This window comes from Niabella aquatica (genome assembly GCF_054779315.1).
On the sequence record NZ_BAAGYM010000004.1, the window covers coordinates 271,675 to 290,330 of the forward strand.

At 41.8% G+C, this 18,656-nt stretch carries 10 protein-coding genes; all 10 read left to right on the forward strand.

Annotated features, from left to right (window positions below; genetic code table 11):
- The first annotated feature begins 10 nt into the window (after window positions 1-10).
- The 10 genes from ACYVBM_RS04985 to ACYVBM_RS05030 all read left to right on the forward strand — a co-directional run bounded on the left by ACYVBM_RS04985 (window position 11) and on the right by ACYVBM_RS05030 (window position 18,615).
- Window positions 11-1,732: a RagB/SusD family nutrient uptake outer membrane protein gene (locus ACYVBM_RS04985; RefSeq protein WP_460684526.1), complete on the forward strand. Its 1,722-nt coding sequence runs from the start codon at window positions 11-13 to the stop codon at window positions 1,730-1,732.
- A gap of 50 nt (window positions 1,733-1,782) precedes the next feature.
- Window positions 1,783-2,736, forward strand: a complete 954-nt coding sequence (locus tag ACYVBM_RS04990) for a DUF1735 domain-containing protein (RefSeq protein WP_460684527.1) — start codon at window positions 1,783-1,785, stop codon at window positions 2,734-2,736.
- Between the two features lie 207 nt (window positions 2,737-2,943).
- Window positions 2,944-3,873 carry an alpha/beta hydrolase gene (locus ACYVBM_RS04995; RefSeq protein WP_460684528.1) on the forward strand — a complete coding sequence of 310 codons (930 nt, stop codon included), beginning with the start codon at window positions 2,944-2,946 and terminating at the stop codon, window positions 3,871-3,873.
- Window positions 3,874-4,073: 200 nt separating this feature from the next.
- Window positions 4,074-8,138, forward strand: coding sequence for a hybrid sensor histidine kinase/response regulator transcription factor (locus ACYVBM_RS05000; protein ID WP_460684529.1), 4,065 nt, complete (start codon window positions 4,074-4,076; stop codon window positions 8,136-8,138).
- Window positions 8,139-8,248: 110 nt separating this feature from the next.
- The gene (locus ACYVBM_RS05005) at window positions 8,249-9,139 is read left to right on the forward strand and encodes an AraC family transcriptional regulator (RefSeq protein ID WP_460684530.1); all 891 of its coding nucleotides are present in this window, start codon (window positions 8,249-8,251) and stop codon (window positions 9,137-9,139) included.
- Between the two features lie 262 nt (window positions 9,140-9,401).
- Window positions 9,402-12,422 (forward strand): SusC/RagA family TonB-linked outer membrane protein, encoded by a 3,021-nt coding sequence (locus tag ACYVBM_RS05010; protein ID WP_460684531.1) that lies wholly within the window; start codon window positions 9,402-9,404, stop codon window positions 12,420-12,422.
- Window positions 12,423-12,431: 9 nt separating this feature from the next.
- Window positions 12,432-14,096, forward strand: coding sequence for a RagB/SusD family nutrient uptake outer membrane protein (locus ACYVBM_RS05015; RefSeq protein ID WP_460684532.1), 1,665 nt, complete (start codon window positions 12,432-12,434; stop codon window positions 14,094-14,096).
- 64 nt (window positions 14,097-14,160) lie between these two features.
- Window positions 14,161-15,870: an IPT/TIG domain-containing protein gene (locus tag ACYVBM_RS05020; RefSeq protein WP_460684533.1), complete on the forward strand. Its 1,710-nt coding sequence runs from the start codon at window positions 14,161-14,163 to the stop codon at window positions 15,868-15,870.
- Window positions 15,871-15,986: 116 nt separating this feature from the next.
- Complete coding sequence (locus ACYVBM_RS05025) at window positions 15,987-17,492, forward strand: calcineurin-like phosphoesterase C-terminal domain-containing protein (protein ID WP_460684534.1); 1,506 nt, start codon at window positions 15,987-15,989, stop codon at window positions 17,490-17,492.
- 19 nt (window positions 17,493-17,511) lie between these two features.
- Window positions 17,512-18,615 (forward strand): glycoside hydrolase family 26 protein, encoded by a 1,104-nt coding sequence (locus tag ACYVBM_RS05030; RefSeq protein WP_460684535.1) that lies wholly within the window; start codon window positions 17,512-17,514, stop codon window positions 18,613-18,615.
- The last annotated feature ends 41 nt before the right edge of the window (window positions 18,616-18,656 follow it).

Here is an 18,656-nt window from a genome sequence, read left to right on the forward strand (position 1 = left end):
GATTATGAAAATGAAAGGAATAATATATATCTTATTGTTAGGCTTAATTTTTACTTCCTGTAAAAAATACCTCGACCCTAAAATTGATACCTCTTTATCAGACGAAGAGGTTTGGAGTGATCCTGATTATTCTTTAGGTGTGCTAATGGCTACTTATAGCAGCCTGCCGGGCTTTTATGACAATTTTGGTAATAATTTTCTGGACGTAGCCACAGACGATGCAGTAAGTAATGATTATGGTTCAGTAATAAAAATTATGGCAATGGGAGGATGGACAGTGGCCTATAATCCATTGGACTCATGGAGTAATTGCTATATCCAGATCAGGAATGCCAATAAGTTTTTAGAGAACGGTGGAACTGCCCGTTATTCTTACGATAGTACAAAGAATGCAAAGATCCGCAAGCGGTCAAAAGGCGAAGCGTATTATATGCGTGCCTGGTATGAGTGGGAACTGCTGCAGAGATTTGGAGGAAAGGCTGCAAACGATCAGTTTTTAGGATTCCCCATAGTAACAAAAGTGCTCAGCACCCAAGACCCCGCATCCATTAATATTCCAAGGAATATGTATGAAGATTGTGTAGGCCAGATTACCGCTGATTTAGATTCCGCCATCAAATATCTACCGCTGGAGTACTCGGGCTCCGACGACCAGTTGGGTTCTGTTCAGGTGGGCAGGGCCAGTGGTATGGCTGCCAAAGCCTTAAAGGCCAGATTATACCTGTATGCGGCAAGTCCCGCTTTTGCTAAGGCTTTTTCGGAAATGACGCAGCAGCAATTATGGGAAAGAGCGGCAAAGGCGGCCCGGGAAGTAATGGTAAATGCCGGCAGCCTGCCTGCAATTGATTTTAATGCGCCGGCTAATTTTTACAACAATCCTAATCATGCAGATTTTATCTGGAGGAAATATGCCGGGGACAGCAATGGCCCGGAGAGCAGAAACTTCATCCCATCGTTATGGGGTAGCGGTTTGACCAATCCGTCCCAGCAATTGGTCGACGCTTTCCCCACCAGCAATGGTTATCCTGTTACAGATGCTAACGCGGTATATAATCCACAAAATCCGTATATCAACAGGGATAAGCGTTTGGGATGGAATATCCTGGTAAATGGCGCATCCTTTAAAGGAACTGCTGTTGAAACTTTTGAAAAGGGAAAAGATACGGAAGAGGGCCGTTATAATAAAGCCACGCTTACGGGGTATTATTTAAGAAAATGGATGCACGATGGGGTGAGCCTTCAACCGGGCGGCGGGGGGACTGCCAAACACTTTTATGCGTTTTTGCGCAAAACAGAAGTATGGCTGAACTATGCCGAAGCTGCTAATGAAGCCTGGGGGCCCGATGCGGATCCATTAGGCCTGGGCATAACAGCCACAACGGCGTTAAAAGCGATCCGGACCAGGGCCGGGTTCTCTGCTGATAATTATCTCAGCACTGTTACGGCGGCAGGTAAAGAGGCCTTTCGTCAATTGGTAAGGAACGAGCGCCGTATAGAACTATGTTTTGAGAATCATCGCTTTTTTGACTTGAGAAGATGGATGGTGCCGCTAAGCGAGCTGTCGCAAACCGTTAAAGGTGTAAAAATTATCAAAAACGCAAACGGTGGTTTCTCGTTTGATTATAGCAGGCAGGTGCAGAAGCTGGCTTATTTGTCCAACATGTATTACGGGCCTATTCCCGAGTCTGTAGTATACAGGTCCAATAATATTGTTCAGAATAAGGGGTGGTAAAAGGTTATTATTCTTTAAGGATCAATTATTTAATTTTTTAAAATTCAGAGATGAAAGCAGGTATACAGGTCTTAGGCATTTTTCTTTTATTTCTTGGGTCGATGGGGTGTAAAAAATACGCCGATTATCAGGTAGGCAATAACCTGTCAACAGTGTATTTTCCTTATCAAAGACCGGTAAGGACAATAGTAGCCGAGGGCAGTAACGGAAGTTTTGATGTAGGCGTAATGTTGGGAGGAGTACGAAACAATGAAAAAGATATAGAAGTAGGCTTTAAGGTAGCCCCTTATTTATTAAACGATGCAGGCATTATGCGTGGAAAAAACTTTGAGCTGTTGCCGGCTTCCTATTACTCGCTTGGAAATGAGGCAAAGATGGTTATTCGGAAAGGTAGCTTTGATGGTGCCGTAAAAGTGACACTTACGCATCAATTTTTTAATGATCCGAAATCACTGACAAAAAATTATGTACTCCCTTTGGTTATTACCACTTCCACATCAGATTCTGTTTTGAGAGGATCTGTTGAAAATGGTATTGCCGCCAAAGACTATACGATTATTGTTTTAAAATACATTAATCAGTTTGATGCCACTTATTACCATCGTGGGGTAAGGTATGGTTTTGATGCGGCAGGTAATCAGGTAGATAGTTTGCAATATGTACGGCCGGAAGAAGAATCGCAATATATGAAAAACCATGTGTGGACACTCACCACCATTGGCCTGAATACTTTGGTGACAGATGGTGTGGAATTTAATACTACGCAGGCAAACCAGCCTTATAGCCTGAAATTGGTTGTGGGCGATAATAAGAACTTGAAAGTTGAAAACGTAAGTACCTCTTTGATCAATAATATTATCGATAACGGGGGGGGGCGGTACGATGCTGAAAATAAAAAGATATACCTGAATTATGAGTACAGGAACGAAGCAATGAGCAAAACATACAAAATGAAGGATACATTAATTTTCAGAAACTATAACCTGGCTCTGGAAACATGGTAAAGTTATCCCTGGCTTTCGGAGATTAACGCATCATATCATGAACTTGTTTAAGTTTTTAGTATTTGAGTTTTTTATGAGAAAATGCCGTCCTGTTTCAATGGTTATCGGAAGATGAAGGAAGCATGTTCCGGTCATTTTTAAAAGTTTGAAAAGATCCGTTTCAATAACAATTTTAAGCAGGATCTTACAACCAATAAAAATAGATAGATGAAATGTACGTTTGTTTTATCGTTTCTGTTGTTTAGTGTGACTGCTTTCACGCAGAAAGAAATCCCTTTATACGAAAATGAAATTCCCAACAACATTTCTGCTGATAATATTGAAAAATATGTCAAACGCGATTACGATGCAGACTGGGTCAGCGATGTATCTGTTCCAACCCTTACATTTTATCCTGTAGCAGGTGCATTGTCTCCGGTTCCGGCAGTGCTGATCTGCCCGGGAGGAGGTTATGGTGGCCTTTCAATTATAAAAGAAGGTGCGGATGTAGCCAAGGAATTTAACAGGTATGGCATTGCTGCGTTTGTGTTAAAATACAGATTGCCCGGCGACCGTATCATGAAGGATAAATCAATAGGCCCATTGCAGGATGCGCAACAGGCATTGATGCTGATCAGGAAAAATGCGGAAAAGTGGAAGGTTGACCCGAAAAAAGTTGGCATCGCCGGTTTTTCAGCGGGAGGGCATCTGGCATCCACGGCTGGAACACATTTTCAGCAGCCTGTTATCGATAACAAAGGAATAAGCGTAAGACCGGATTTTATGGTTTTGGCTTATCCGGTTATCAGTTTCACGGATTCGCTTACACATTGGGGCTCGCGCGAAAACCTTATCGGCAAAAACGCTTCAAAAGAACAGGTGATTTTATATTCCAACGAGTTACAGGTTACAGAAAATACACCGCCTGCATTCATTGTTCATGCAGGCGATGATAAAGTGGTAAAAGTTGAAAATTCAACATCCTTTTATCTGGCCTTAAATACGAAGGGCGTTTTTTCTGATATGCTGTTATATCCACAGGGAGGGCATGGTTTCGGCTTGCATAACAGAACAACATCAGATAAATGGATGGAACATTGTATTTTGTGGTTAACAGAAAATATATTCAAAAAGGATAATTCAAATATCCGTAAGTGAGCACATAATTTTTTATATTACATTATACTGCTGCGCTTGAATTGTTATTTACAGCATAGCTAAACAGCAATGCACATTTTATAAACTTATATAACTGTTACGGTTGATTGCTAGCATAAACACGCACCAGAAAACAGGCATTACCATGGAGTAATTGGTTTTTGTTTGTTAAGTAATTTTATACCGGTTAATTTGCATGAATGTACAGATTACAATATATAAAATTGCTTTGCTTATTGCTGTGCAGTATTGCGGTAAATGCCCAGTCTCCTTTGTATCAGGATATGCAAATAATGGGTACACGTAATGGGCTTTCCAGCCTCAAAATAAATAACACCATTGTTCAGGATGATAAAGGCTTTATATGGGTAGGTACAGAGGACGGCCTGAATAAATTTGACGGCCATAGCTTTACGGTTTATAAAAATATCCGGCAGGATACAACTTCCATTGTCAATAATATCATAACTGCCCTGTATATTGATTCACGGGGTCGTTTATGGGTGGCTTCCATGTCCGGTCTTCAGTATTATGATGACAGGATGGATAATTTTAAATCTGTTTACCTGGGCCAGGACAGGGATATGTTTCGCCGTCATCCGGTAAAATGGATCATGGAGGATGCCAAAAAAAACCTGTGGTTTGGGGTAGAGGATAAAGGGGCTTTACAATACCCTTTGAACGGTCAAAAGCCGGTCTGGCTTTATGCAAAAAGCGGCCCCGGCTATTTGCAGGGACATTCGATACGCAGTATTGTTGGGGATAACGAAGGTAATATATGGTTCGCAACCTTTGATAAAGGTATATCAGTCTATAACCCGGCAGACAATAGTTTTATACACTACAACGCAGGAAATAATATGTTGCCGACAGATGCCATACTGGGTATGGTCAAAACCCGTGATGGCAATATTCTGATCTCTACATTAGGCCGCGGAATTTATAGGTACGAAATCAATAAGTATGTGTTTGAGAAGCTGACCGGTGATATTACCGCGTTTACGATGCAGCGTATCAGTAACGGGGACGTATTGATCGGAACAGAAGATAATGGGCTGTTATATTTTGATCAAACAGATAAAACTGTAAAGCCCTATCCTGGCATATCCGATAGCCGCCCGGGTATGGAAAACAGTAAAATACATGGACTTTTTGAGGACAGGAACGGTAATCTGTGGATAGGGTATTACAATGATGGTATTGGATATTTGCGCAAAGAACCATTCGGGTTTACCAGTTATAAAAAGGGATGGAATGATCAGAGTAAGGCTTTTTTAAGTTATGGGCAGGTGTCGGCCATTACCACTGATCGCTCGGGGAATATATGGTTTGCTACAGATGGAGGCGGGTTGAGCCGGTATAATAAGCTTAGCGGTACCTATACCCATTACCGGCATCAGCCGCAGAACAGCCGCTCTTTGCCCGACAATGCAGTGGTGAGTGTTTTTTGTGATAGCAGGGGCGTTATATGGGCGGGCACTTACAGCGGTGGTCTTTGCAGGTTTGACAGTACTTCCGGAACATTTTTATCTTATTCCTATCAGCCCGGTGCTCATTCAATATCTGGAAATTATGTAAAATGTATTGTTGAGGATGCCCGTCAAAACTTTTGGCTGGGGCTGGATGGCACCGGGATCAGCTATTTTGACTCCCGGTCAGGGACATTTAAAAATTATCAGACCACAGCATATCCTGATCTTATTAACAACTTTGTTACGAATCTTTATCTTCAGGGGGATTCTGTTTTATGGATTGGCAGTCATACGGGTATATGTAAAATGGATATCAGGCGGCAAATATTTACCAGCTTCGAAAATGAGCCGTCAATAAAATTTCAGACTATTTATGCTATAGCTGAAGATGCGGCACATCAGATATGGGTGGGCACTTCATCGGGTCTGTATCAGTATGAACCTGAAAATAATGCTTTTATTAAGCATCGTTTAATAAGCCAGGGGAATTTTGATGTAGCCGTCAATGGTATTGTACCCTATAACAACCAGCTATGGTTGTCTGCTAATACCGGTATTATTTGTTACGACCCGCTCAAAAGAAAAATAGGGTTTTATATCAGCAACAATGACCTGGGCGGGATCAATTTCATCCGGTCTTCATATTATATAAGTCCCCGGCATGAAGTGTTTTTCGGGGGTGGCAGCGGCTGCTATTCTTTTTTCCCCGATCGTGTGCCAACTACATCCTTCAGATCGGTAGTGCATATAACCGGCCTGCAGATTTTCAATAAGCCTGTACCCATCGGCAAACGGTTTGATGGGCGTATCGTGCTGCATCAATCGCTGGCTTATACAAAAAAAATCGGTTTAAAGTACAACGAGAACAGCATCACTATTTTTTTTGCCTCTCCTTTGGTGGCTTATCCCGCTTCTACTAATTACCGGTGTATGATGGAAGGGGTGGACAAGGAATGGCGAACCCTGCCCGAAGGACAGTTAAGTGTTTCGTATGCCCACTTACCGCCGGGAGATTATGCATTCAGGATCGGTGCCGGCAATGTCTCCGGAGATGAACCTGACAATATATCTGTTTTACATATCTCTATCCAGCCGCCTTTGTGGTTAACCTGGTGGGTTAAACTGTTTTATGTTTTAGCCGCAATCCTGCTCTTATTTATGGTATTTCGGGTATTACGTAGTCGCATGATTGACAGGCATACGCTTGCTTTGGAAAAGCTGAAGCGGAAAAAGCAGGAAGAGCTGAATCAGAATAAGATGCAGTTTTTTACGAATATCAGCCATGAGCTTCGTACGCCTCTTACACTTATCCTGTCACCGTTAAGCGAAATGAAGCAGGGTGAAAAGAATAAAGACCGCACGGCCATATTAGACATGATGATCCGCAATGCCAACCGGCTGTTACGCCTGATCAACCAGATACTTGATTTGAGAAAGATCGAGGACGGTAAAATGGAAGTGCATACCAGGCTGACAGATATTGTTTCCTACACAGAACAGTTTACAAAAGTTTTTGGCGAAATTATGCAGCGCAGGCATATCTCTTTTTCATTTGAAAGTAATACGGTGCGTTGTTTTGTAAATATTGACCCTGAGTTAATGGAAAACTGCTTATATAACCTGTTTGCCAATGCTATTCGCTTCACTCCCGAAGGAGGTAACATAGGTTGTAAAATTGAATTAGTCGGTAATAAGGATAAGGTGTTAGTAACAGTTTGGGATACTGGTGTAGGTATCCCCGCCAATGAAATTCCTTTTTTATTTGACCGCTTTTACCAGGGAAGTGGTTCACAAAAAAGCGGAACAGGTATTGGCCTGCATCTGGTAAAGAATATTGTGGCCCTTCATCACGGTATGATAAGTGTTTCGAGTGCCGTTGGCAAGGGCACCAGTTTTGAAATTGAAATTCCCACAGCCAGCCAGGATACTGTTTCGTCAGCCGGACAAAATATGCAACTGGTAGAAGCTCATCCAGCGCTTTTAGGTGGTGAAGGCTTAGACCTTAGTGAGCCGGAAGCTGTACTGCATGCAAAACTATCTCTTTTACTGGTTGAGGATGAGGATGATATGGCTACTTACCTGTATCATCAGCTTAAAAATGATTACTATATTATAAAAGTATCTAATGGAAAAGATGCTTTGGAAAAAGTAAAAACGCATGAACCGGACCTGATTTTGTCGGACGTAATGATGCCGGAGATGGACGGAGTTGAATTGTGCAAATCCATAAAAGAAAATATGAATACCTGTCATATCCCTGTAGTGCTGCTGACTGCTAATGATACACTGGAGAAACAATTAGAAGGATTGGAAACCGGGGCCGATGCTTATATAATAAAACCTTTTTTTCCTGCCTATTTGAGCGCAGTGATCAAGAGCCTGATTCAGGGCCGGAAGAAAATGCGCCAAAGATCTGCAGCTATGCTCCAACTGGAAGCTAAAAATGTAGAGATAGTAAATGAGGAGGAGCAACTATTACAAAGTTGCATCAATTACATCAGGGACAATATGGATGAACCGGTCCTGAATGTAGAAGATATATCTAAGAAAATGAATATGAGCAGAACAAGCCTGCATCGTAAAATAAAAGTAATGACAGGTTCCAGTCCGGTCGAATTAATAAAAACCATCAGGATGAAACAGGCTGCTATGTTGCTGGAAAAATCGAATGTAACGGTGTCGGAGGTGGCCTATCAGGTGGGATACAGCTCCTTATCCTATTTTAGCAGTGCTTTTAATAATTACTGGGGTATTTCACCCACTCAATATCAAAAAACAAAAAGACAACAATAAAAATGTATCAGTTTGTAGAAGATCTGATACATTTTCTAAAACATTAGATACAATATTGATACCCTTCATTTTTTGTTAAAAATACTTTTATACCATCAAAACCTGATGGTATGGAACATGAACAGTTAGCTATTAAAGAAATTACACCTTTATCGGATAAAGATTGTTTTTACATTGTAGACCGGCATAAAACAGAATTTAATTATCCGATTCATATTCATGAAGAGTATGAGCTCAATTTTGTTTTGAACGCACCAGGAGTCAGGCGGGTAGTAGGGGATTCGATGGAAGTAATTGGAGAATATGACCTGGTATTAATTACCGGTAAAAACCTGGAGCATACCTGGGAACAGTATGAGTGCCGATCGAAAAATATAAGAGAAATTACGGTACAGTTTTCTCCTGAACTGCTTTTCCCGGGCCTCGTTGATAAAAAGCAATTCTCTTCGATCCAGAAAATGGTTGAGAAAGCCAAAAGAGGACTGTGTTTTCCTATGGCAGCAATAATGAAAGTGTATGCTACTTTAGAGAAAATGGCTTCAGAAGAGCATGGCTTTTATTCTGTCGTGAATTTTTTGACATTACTATATGAGTTATCCCTTTTTACAGAAGACTCCAGGGAGCTTTGCTCATCATCTTTCAGCACTATTGTGGTACACGCAGAGAGCCGCCGGGTACAGCGTGTTCAAAAATATATTAATGATCATTTCAGGGAGCCAATAAGGCTGGAGCAGCTGGCAGGAATAGCCCATATGGCGCCTAACGCATTCTGTCGTTTTTTTAAGTTAAGGACAGGCAAACCTTTATTTGATTATGTGATCGATATCAGGATTGGCTATGCATCCAGATTGCTGGTGAATACTAAAATGGCCATTACAGAAATATGCTATGAAAGCGGGTTTAATAACCTGTCCAATTTCAACAGGCTTTTTCGGAAAAAAAAGAATTGTACTCCAAAGGAGTTTAGAGAAAATTATCGCAAAACCAAGATAATTGTATAATCTCAACAATGTTATTTAAAACCAACAAAATTGAATATTAAAATAGTATTGGTTTTTATTTCTGATACTATTATTTAAATTTTTATTACTATTTAATTAATTGATTATTATTAATTAATAATTTTTTAGATGCTTTCCTGCTTTTTTATGCAAAGTGTCGGTATTGAGTAACAAAGTAGTGGTTTGCAGGTTTTTGCGATGCTACTTTTGTTCAACAAAATTTTTAATTGCCTTTCTTTTAAAGTCTTGTCAAAATTATATTATGAAAAAAATCTTCATTTTAATGCTCTGCCTGATACCGTGTTTTATTCAGGCCCAGAGTATACAGGTTTCCGGGAAAGTTACAGAAAAAGATGGCGCTCCTTTACCGGGAGTAACGGTGACCGCAGAAAACGGGGGTGTGACCGTTTCCGATGCCGCAGGGAATTTTAGTATTTCGGCAGTCAGGGATGAGCGGTTAACATTTACCTACACCGGAATGAAAATACAGGTAATAAAGGTTACCAGCGCTGTGATCAACATCATTCTGGAAAAAGAAGACCTTGTTATGGATGATGTTGTAGTGGTGGGTTACGGAACAATGAGAAAAAGTGACCTTACCGGAGCCATTTCTTCCATTAAAGGTAATCAGCTTACCAAACTGTCGGCTGTGGATGTCAACCAATCGTTACAGGGAAAAGCAGCAGGGGTAAGCGTTATCAACAATTCGGGCGAACCCGGTGCAGGTACCAAGATCCGTATCCGTGGTACAGGAAGTGTTAATAATTCAGATCCGCTTTACGTGGTAGATGGATTCCCTGTAAATGATATCAGCCACATTGCACCCAATGATGTAGAGTCGATCGAGATTTTAAAAGACGCCTCGGCGGTTGCGATTTACGGCTCGCGTGGCGCTAACGGCGTTATTATGGTTAAAACAAAAAAAGGAACCTATAATCAGAAAACACGTGTGAATGTAAATGTATTCGGCGGCGCAACCGAAATAGCTAAAAGAATCGATATGCTGAATGCCCATGAGTTTGCAACGCTTAAACTTGAGGCATTAAAAAATGCGAATCTCACTCCTTCGGTTGCAATGCAGTCAATTCTGGATTACGTGATCGCCAATAAAAGCGTAGGTACCAACTGGCAGGATGAAATTTTACAGACCGGCTATACCTCCAACTATAATTTAAATGTATCAGGCGGTAGTGAGAGAAACAAATTTGATATTGGGGGTACTTATTCCAAAGAAGAGGGCCTTGTGAGGAATACGTTTTTAGACAAATACATGGTTCATGTCAATAACGAATACAAGCTGGCAAAAAAGGTGGAACTTGGGATAAATGCGGCTTTTACTACTTATGAAAAATCGGGAAATGATGGCGATTTCTACCAGGGGTCGCTGACACAGGCATTAAAGGCCGACCCGGTTTCTGCGGCCTGGGATAACTATACGAATGAGTTTGGAGAGATCTATTTCTCATACGGCAGAAACCCTGCTCAGTCGGCTTATGAAAATAAATTCAGGAAATCGGGTGATGACCGCATTATCGCCAATGCCTATATGCAGATTAATGATATTGGTATCAAAGGTTTGTCTTTCAGGGCGCAGTATGGAAGGCAGTATATATGGGGTAAATCGCGTAACTACTACCCGGTTTATTATATAACGGCCGACCAGCAAAGAGATATCAGCAGTCTTACTGAAAGCAGGTCCGATAATATTTATTGGAATACCAATGAGTATTTCACTTATGTGAACACTTTTGGCAAACATAGTGTGAACGCTACATTGGGCGTGGAAGCTCAGAAATCGTGGTCCAGCAATATGTATGCAAAAGTGTATGATGTACCTGAGGATGAGGATCTGCGTTACCTGGGCATGTCTTCCAACAAAGAAACGCTCGAAGTGTCAGGAGGCGCCGGCCATAACGCATTATTATCTGGTTTTTTCAGGGCGAATTATAGCTTTGACAACCGTTATTTGTTTACCGGTACTTTTCGTGCAGACGGTAGCTCCAAGTTCAGGAAAAGGTGGGGATATTTTCCATCATTTTCATTGGGGTGGAACATCCTGTCAGAGTCCTTTATGGAAGATGTTCGTTTGAGCACTCCTGTCTCCACTTTAAAACTTCGTGCAGGCTGGGGCCACGTAGGCAACCAGGCAAGTGCGGGAAATTTCGACTACCTGGCTTTGATGACAACCGGCTATACTGCTGTATTCGGCGGGTCGCAGGTAGATGGTGCTATTCAGCAGAAACTGGCTAACGAAGAGTTGTCATGGGAAACTTCAGAGCAAATTAACTTTGGATTGGATTTTGGTTTGTTTCGCAACTCGTTAAGTGGGTCGGTTGATTATTTTGTGCGAAACACCAACGACATGATACTCGATACTCCTATTCCAATATATGCAGGTATGTGGAGGCCTAAAACCAACGCGGGCTCCATAAGAAACAGCGGCGTGGAATTAATGCTGAATTATTCTACCGATATTACCCGGGACCTGTCTGTAAATACCGGTTTCAATATTTCTTTCATTAAAAATAAGGTAACTTCTTTAGGTGGTGGCGAGCCACTTTACGGGCAGTATTCTAAAACAGCGGAAGGAAAAGAAATGGCTTATTTCTACGGACTTCAGTCAGCAGGAATATTTAAATCTCAGGAAATGCTGGATGCTTACGTAAACAGTAAGGGAAAACCCATCCAGCCTAATGCGGGCTTAGGCGATGTGAAATTTGTAGATCAGAACGGTGATGGATTGATCGATGAAAATGACCGTATATATTTAGGTAGCGCAACTCCTGATTTTACTTATGGATTTTCCTTTGCAGCTACATACAAAAAAATCGATTTGAACCTGTTCTTACAAGGTACACATGGGAATAAGATAGCGAATTATATGTACTCTGTAATGTACAGCACCAATATGAGGGAGTGGAGCAATTCTAAAAATATGATGAATCGCTGGACTCCGGATAATCCGAATTCAGATTTACCAAGAGTACATGCCGGTGATCCTAACCAGAACGACAGGTTTTCCAGCAGGTATGTGGAAGATGGGTCTTACATGCGGCTGAGAACCATTCAGCTGGGGTACACCTTCCCTCATTTGTTTAAGAAGAATACAGGAAGCAAGGCCCGCATATATATATCAGCGGATAATTTATGGACCAGAACAAAATACTCAGGGTTCAATCCTGAAATGGGAGACCTGTATGGCAACCCGTTAAACGCCGGGGTTGATATGGCCTCTTATCCTACGCCCAGGATATTTACTATCGGATGTAATTTAAACTTTTAATTGTCAGTCATGAAAAAATATTTATTTGTATTAGTTGTATTAACAGCTGTCTTTTATTCCTGCAATAAGTTTCTTGACCTGAAGCCGCAGGGGCAGGAAAATAGCGGTAATTATATGAACACTCCCGAAAATGCGGTGAAAGTGATCAATGGCATGTACGACCTGCTTTCTCAAACTGAAGGCCGTGGTCCCGATGGTATCTGGATGGCACACCACTATGATTTTTTCTTTGGAAGTATTACAACCGATGATGCAGTAAAAGGAAGTAACCTTGCAGACTATGCCGAGCTTGCCGATATTGAAGATTACAGGGCTCAGGTAGGCAATAGTGCAGCCCAGGCCTTCTGGATTCATGGTTTTTGGGGAGTGTCGCGTGCAAATTATGCCATCAAAAATTTGCCGGAAGCCACTATTGACCAGGATCTTAAAAACAGGTTATTAGGCGAAAGCTATTTCTTAAGGGCCTTTCACTATATATATTTGTTGCATCATTTTGGTGGCGTGCCATTGTTCTCATTACCGCTCAATCCCTCAGAATTTGGTAGTTCCCAACGGGCTTCTTTGCACGAAACTTTTGAATTTATCAATGGAGACTTAAAGAAAGCTATTGAGCTATTGCCCGAAAAGAGCCAGTATAGCGCTGTGGATATGGGAAGAGCAACCAAAGGCGCAGCGAGAGCCTTTCTGGCTAAATCACTGATGTACCAGATTGGAACAGATGCGGAAAGTAAGCATGAATGGAACGAAGTATATGAGCTCACACAGGCGATTATTACTTCGGGCGAATACAGCCTGGTACCCAATTATGCAACGCTTTGGGAATATGAGAATAAAAATACATCAGAATCTGTTTTTGAAGTACAGGCTGCAGAAGGAACAGCAGCGGATGCGCCAGGGTCTGTTGGCACTGCCTTTTCGTTATTCCAGGGAAACAGGGTTTCTAATACCGATGCTTTTGCGGGTTGGGGATTTCATAATCCTACTCAAAACCTGGTAAACGCGTTTCATCCTACCGATCCTCGCTTGTCAAGCACAGTGTACGGCATCGGATTTAATGGTGAAATACTGTATGGAAAGCAAATGAAGTTTGACAGAACAGAACAGGGAAGCAATTATCTGAACAGGAAAGCCACATTACCTTACAAACCTACGCTTACCAAAGCGGCCAACAAGAATATCCTTTTAATGAGATATGCGGATGTATTGCTCATGCAGGCAGAAGCTGCTTATCATACAAATAAGGAGAACGAAGCACGCCAGTACTTAAATATGGTCAGGGAAAGAGCCCGTAACAGCTCTTATTGTAAAGGGTATGTTAGCGGGGATGCTGAAGGGTACGTAATGCCGGTGAGTACACCTGTAATTCCTAATGTAACGGCTTCGGGCGCCAGCTTGCTGGACGCGATTATTTTAGAAAGAAGGCTTGAGCTGGCAATGGAATCGAACAGGATGTGGGATCTGATCCGTACAGGAAAGCTGGTAGAGGCCGTGTCTAAAGCTAAAGATACTGAAAGGGAAGGAGCCGGTACAAATGATGAGGTAAGGCACCAGGGTATTGCCAGCCGTATACCTGTACACGCTATTACAGGAAAAGATGGCAAGCCTGTTCCGGTATTACCCATCCCGCTAAATGAAGTGCAGAGTTGGGGATTAACACAAAACCCTAATTATTAATATATACAAGAGTAGATAAATGAGCAGAAATTTCGTGCTTAATAACTCAATAAAAAATATACAGATGAAAAGTTACTTCAATATAAAATGGTATTTTCTGGGTATTACCTGGTTGCTGTTGGGATTGGGCTGCCAGAGAACAGGCTTTTCGAACGACTATGATATAACGCTGCCTGTTTCGCGGATAATTGATTTTAATCCTAAAACAGAAGTTGTAGGAGGTACAGTTACGCTGTACGGCGAAAATCTGGATGTCGTTAATTTCCTGGCTATAGGTAACGCAACCTGCGAAATTGTAAGCCAGCAATCGGATAAGCTGGTGTTTAAAGTTTCCAGAACGGCAGAAACAGGAGCTATCACTATCAGAAACAAATTCAGAAGAGAATTTACCTCCGATGAGAAATTTACACCAAAATATCTTGATGTGACCATATCAAGCTGGCCTAAGGAGATACAAAGGGGTATCACCTTCAATATAGGAGGGGCTAACGTAGATATGATTGAGTCAGTAAGATTTGGAACTGTAAAGCTTTCCAAAGCCGCTGCTACTCAAACTACTGCTACTTTTGCCACCGCCAACCTGGAGCTTCCCGAGAGCGGCATACTGACGGTTATTACAAAAACAGGTCAAACGCTTACTTCCCCGGTTATACAGGTTATTGCACCAAGAGATACTTATATTCCAGCACCAACAATAATGCTGTTTGACTTTGATGGAATAGAACCGACAATTGAAGCAGGAAATGCCACAGGAGCCGGAGCCGCATTTACCGCCGGTAAAAACCTGGGTGGCATTGTGCCTATGATCGGTAATTATTATTCCGTCATAGCTCCTTTAGGTAACGCATGGAATGGCAACTATCAGTTTCTTCACTCCACAAATGGCGGTAAAGGGTTCGATCTCTCCAATTACCACAAACCATATATTACCTTCCTTGTCAATACAAATGGTAAACAAGGGTATTTTAACCCGGCGCTGACAATAAATGGCAGTGAATCTGACAAACATTTCACAGGTCAGGATGGAGAGTATACCGATAATTATAAGATTAAAACCAATGGATGGGAATGGCGTTCTTACGATCTTGAAAAGATGGGCTTCGGCGATGTAAAAACTACCATAGACCGGATCACTCTGTTTATTCGCGGTGGTAATGTAGGTAATGGCAATACCGAAGCGTTTGAGCTGCATATCGACCAGGTAATGATTACTGACGGGCCATTAAATCCAATAGTAGCATTCGACTTTGAAACAATGCCGCCGTTTAGCGGGGGAAGTGCTACGCTTAATGGAGGTACCGGATTTGCCAAAGCAGCCCAGGGAAATGGCTATCTTACCGTAAAAGCCGCTAATACCGGCACCTGGAGCGGCAAGGGTACTGTTACAAAAGCGGATAACAATCCAGGTAAGTATGAGGCTAACAAGACTTTTTATGTAAACTACCTTATTAATACAGGGAATGATGGGGCACAGGGCTACTTCCAACTGATATTTGAACAGGCAGGAGGAACGAAACTTGGTATGCACTTTAAAGCTAATAACGCCTATAAGGATGATTATAAGTTTGCCAACACTGCAGGTAAATGGGTTTGGCGGTCATACAGGATAGATCCCGATGGGCTGGAAAACTGGGGAGCGGTGCCTTCACTCAATCTGAGTGCGCCTTTTACCTTCTCTGTTGATTTTACCTCGGGCAATGTCTCCGGCAAGTATGAAACGAATGTAGACTATGTTATCCTCACAAGTGTACCAATGGATACGAATTTACAATAGGCAATCAATAAAGGGGAAAGCCTGTCAAGGCTTATTCCCCTTTTTCTGATCCCTGATGTTACAAAATAGATCAAGAACTGGTTTTTATTGAAAATAAAAGTTTCCGGGGCATTTATATGAAAGGAATTTCTTTATTCATAACCATTGTACTTTGTTTATTAACTGTATTGGCGTATGCAGTTGAGGCGGAAGGATATGTGTTTATGGATTTGAATAAAAACGGTATCAGGGATAAAGGAGAAAAGGGGCTGCCTGGTATAGCGGTATCTGATCAAAGAACAATAGTGCTTACAAATACAGACGGTAAGTATTGTATAAATACGGAACCCGGAAATTTTATATTTGTGATTAAACCTGCAGGGTATGATTTTACCGGTGTGCAGGGAAATGGTTATGGTTTTTATAAAAAGGTGGGAACAGGAGATTGGGTTGATTTTGCATTAACACAAAAAAAAGTAAAAACAAAATTTACCGCTTTAATGATCGGCGATCCTCAAATGAGAGGAGAACTGTCATTAAATGCCTTTCAGGAAGATATTGTAACTGAACTGTTGTATAGTGAGGCTGATTTTGCCTGTATTTTAGGCGACATTGCAGATAATGACCTTTCTATTTATCCACGGGAAAAGGAAATAACCGGACAGTTGCCTTATCCGGTATATCATGTTTTTGGTAATCATGATATTGATGAACAGGCTGTGACGGCAAAAGATGCTTCAGGTATTTTTTCACGATACTATGGGCCCGATTATTTCTCCTTTAATGAAGGTGATGTGCATTTTGTTGTGCTGAACAATATAGTATATCATGGGTGGGATAAAGAGGATAATGAACGGGGAGATTATTTTGGTGGTTTGCTGGAAGCGCAAAACAAATGGTTAGAGAAAGATTTGCAACAGGTTAGTGACGACAAGCTGATAGTAATAATGAGCCATATTCCTTTTCTGGAACAGTATACAGATAAAGTTTCCATTGCCAGATTGTTTTCTTTGTTGGAGAAGCGTTCGCGCTCGCTTTTATTATCAGGTCATTTGCATTATGTCGAGAACCAGTTTTTAAATAAGCATAGCTATTGGGGCGGAAAGCAACCTGTTCAGTCACTTACTGTTGGCGCTGCCTGTGGTTCCTGGTGGACAGGGCCTTTGGATGAGCGTGGCCTGCCTGTAGCTACCTGTATAGATGGAGCGCCCAACGGGTATTTCAGGTTAGATTTTGATGGTAGTAAGTATAACTATCATTTTATTCCGGCCAATAACAGAAGTGATTTTCAGATGAGGATCATGCTGTCATCGGATTCATTAAAGGCAGGTAATCTTTCGGATGAATTTTTATCCGTTAATGTTTTTGCCGCAAGCCCACAGGCAAGGGTTTCGGTACAAATTGATGAGGCTCTTCCTGTGTGGGCGGATAATAATACCGGTATTGATCCTTTTATCCAAAGCACTTATGATCTCCGGTACAACTTTGATAACTGGCGGCCAAAGCTTCAGCATACCCGTCATTTGTGGAAGCTGAAACTGCCGCGGTTTTTAAGTCCGGGCCTGCATAAGGTAAAAGTAACAGCGACAGATATTGATGGGAAAAAGTATGAAGGATTTAAATTGTTTAATGTAAAAAAGTGAATATCGGATGAAACGGCTGATGAACCTATTTTGTCTGGGAAGTATGATATTGCTGCTTTCTTTTCCAGGACAGGCGCAGCGGCTGAATGATGCAAAAGCTACTGTTCAGACAACAGCATTGTACAGAAACTTAATATCCCTGCAAGGGAAGAAAATATTGTTTGGCCACCAGGATGCCACGGCTTATGGTATTGCCTGGAAGTATGAAAAGAACCAGTCCGATGTTAAAAAGGTTACGGGCGATTTTCCGGCTGTCTATGGTTGGGAACTGGGGCACCTGGAGCTGGGCGGTTCAACAAGTATAGATGATGTTCGTTTTTCAAAAATCAGGCAATTGATACTGGAGGCTTATGCAAAGGGTGGCATAAACACGGTCAGCTGGCATTTAAAAAACCCGTTAACGGGCGGCAGCTCCTGGGATGTATCGTCTGATGAAGTAGTAAAATCAATTTTGCCGGGGGGTGAAAAGCATGAGCTATATACAATGTGGCTGAACAGGCTGGCTGCTTTTTTCAACAGCCTTACGACCTCGGCTGGTATAAAGGTCCCCGTTTTACTCAGGCCATTTCATGAACATACAGGCAGCTGGTTCTGGTGGGGACAAAAGCTGTGCACGCGAGAAGATTATATATCGCTGTACCGCTTTACGGTAACATATTTGAGGGATGTAAAGAAAGTACATCATCTGATCTATATCTATTCCCCCGATTTTGTAGCGGATGAGGCCTCTTATTTTGACAGGTATCCCGGCGATCAATATGTGGATATCCTTGGCCAGGATTTATATCACAGGGGAGGCGGGGAAACGGCCGGCAAATATATCGCTGACGTACAGCGCGTGATGGGAATGCTGCAGCAATATTCAAAGGAACACAAAAAACTTTTTGTATTTAGCGAAACAGGTGCCGATCAGATCCCGATGAAAAATTGGTTTACAGAAGTATTGTACAAGGCCATCACCGAGTATAAGCCGGTATATGTTTTGGTATGGCGTAACGCATACGAGAACCCTGTACATTTTTATGCGCCTTTCCCGGGACATCCGGCTTGTAAGGACTTTGTTGAGTTTAGCAAATTCCCGGATGTTGTTTTTCAAAAAAAGATTCCTTCAATGTATAAATAGAGCATCGTTTCTTACATTTTTGAATGTTTAAATAGCGGTTA

Bases quoted from the DNA above. Each gene is read 5' to 3' on its own strand.
- ACYVBM_RS04985 (WP_460684526.1), top strand. From the start codon at position 11: ATGAAAGGAATAATATATATCTTATTGTTAGGCTTAATTTTTACTTCC.
- ACYVBM_RS04990 (WP_460684527.1), top strand. From the start codon at position 1,783: ATGAAAGCAGGTATACAGGTCTTAGGCATTTTTCTTTTATTTCTTGGG.
- ACYVBM_RS04995 (WP_460684528.1), top strand. From the start codon at position 2,944: ATGAAATGTACGTTTGTTTTATCGTTTCTGTTGTTTAGTGTGACTGCT.
- ACYVBM_RS05000 (WP_460684529.1), top strand. From the start codon at position 4,074: ATGTACAGATTACAATATATAAAATTGCTTTGCTTATTGCTGTGCAGT.
- ACYVBM_RS05005 (WP_460684530.1), top strand. From the start codon at position 8,249: ATGGAACATGAACAGTTAGCTATTAAAGAAATTACACCTTTATCGGAT.
- ACYVBM_RS05010 (WP_460684531.1), top strand. From the start codon at position 9,402: ATGAAAAAAATCTTCATTTTAATGCTCTGCCTGATACCGTGTTTTATT.
- ACYVBM_RS05015 (WP_460684532.1), top strand. From the start codon at position 12,432: ATGAAAAAATATTTATTTGTATTAGTTGTATTAACAGCTGTCTTTTAT.
- ACYVBM_RS05020 (WP_460684533.1), top strand. From the start codon at position 14,161: ATGAAAAGTTACTTCAATATAAAATGGTATTTTCTGGGTATTACCTGG.
- ACYVBM_RS05025 (WP_460684534.1), top strand. From the start codon at position 15,987: ATGAAAGGAATTTCTTTATTCATAACCATTGTACTTTGTTTATTAACT.
- ACYVBM_RS05030 (WP_460684535.1), top strand. From the start codon at position 17,512: ATGAACCTATTTTGTCTGGGAAGTATGATATTGCTGCTTTCTTTTCCA.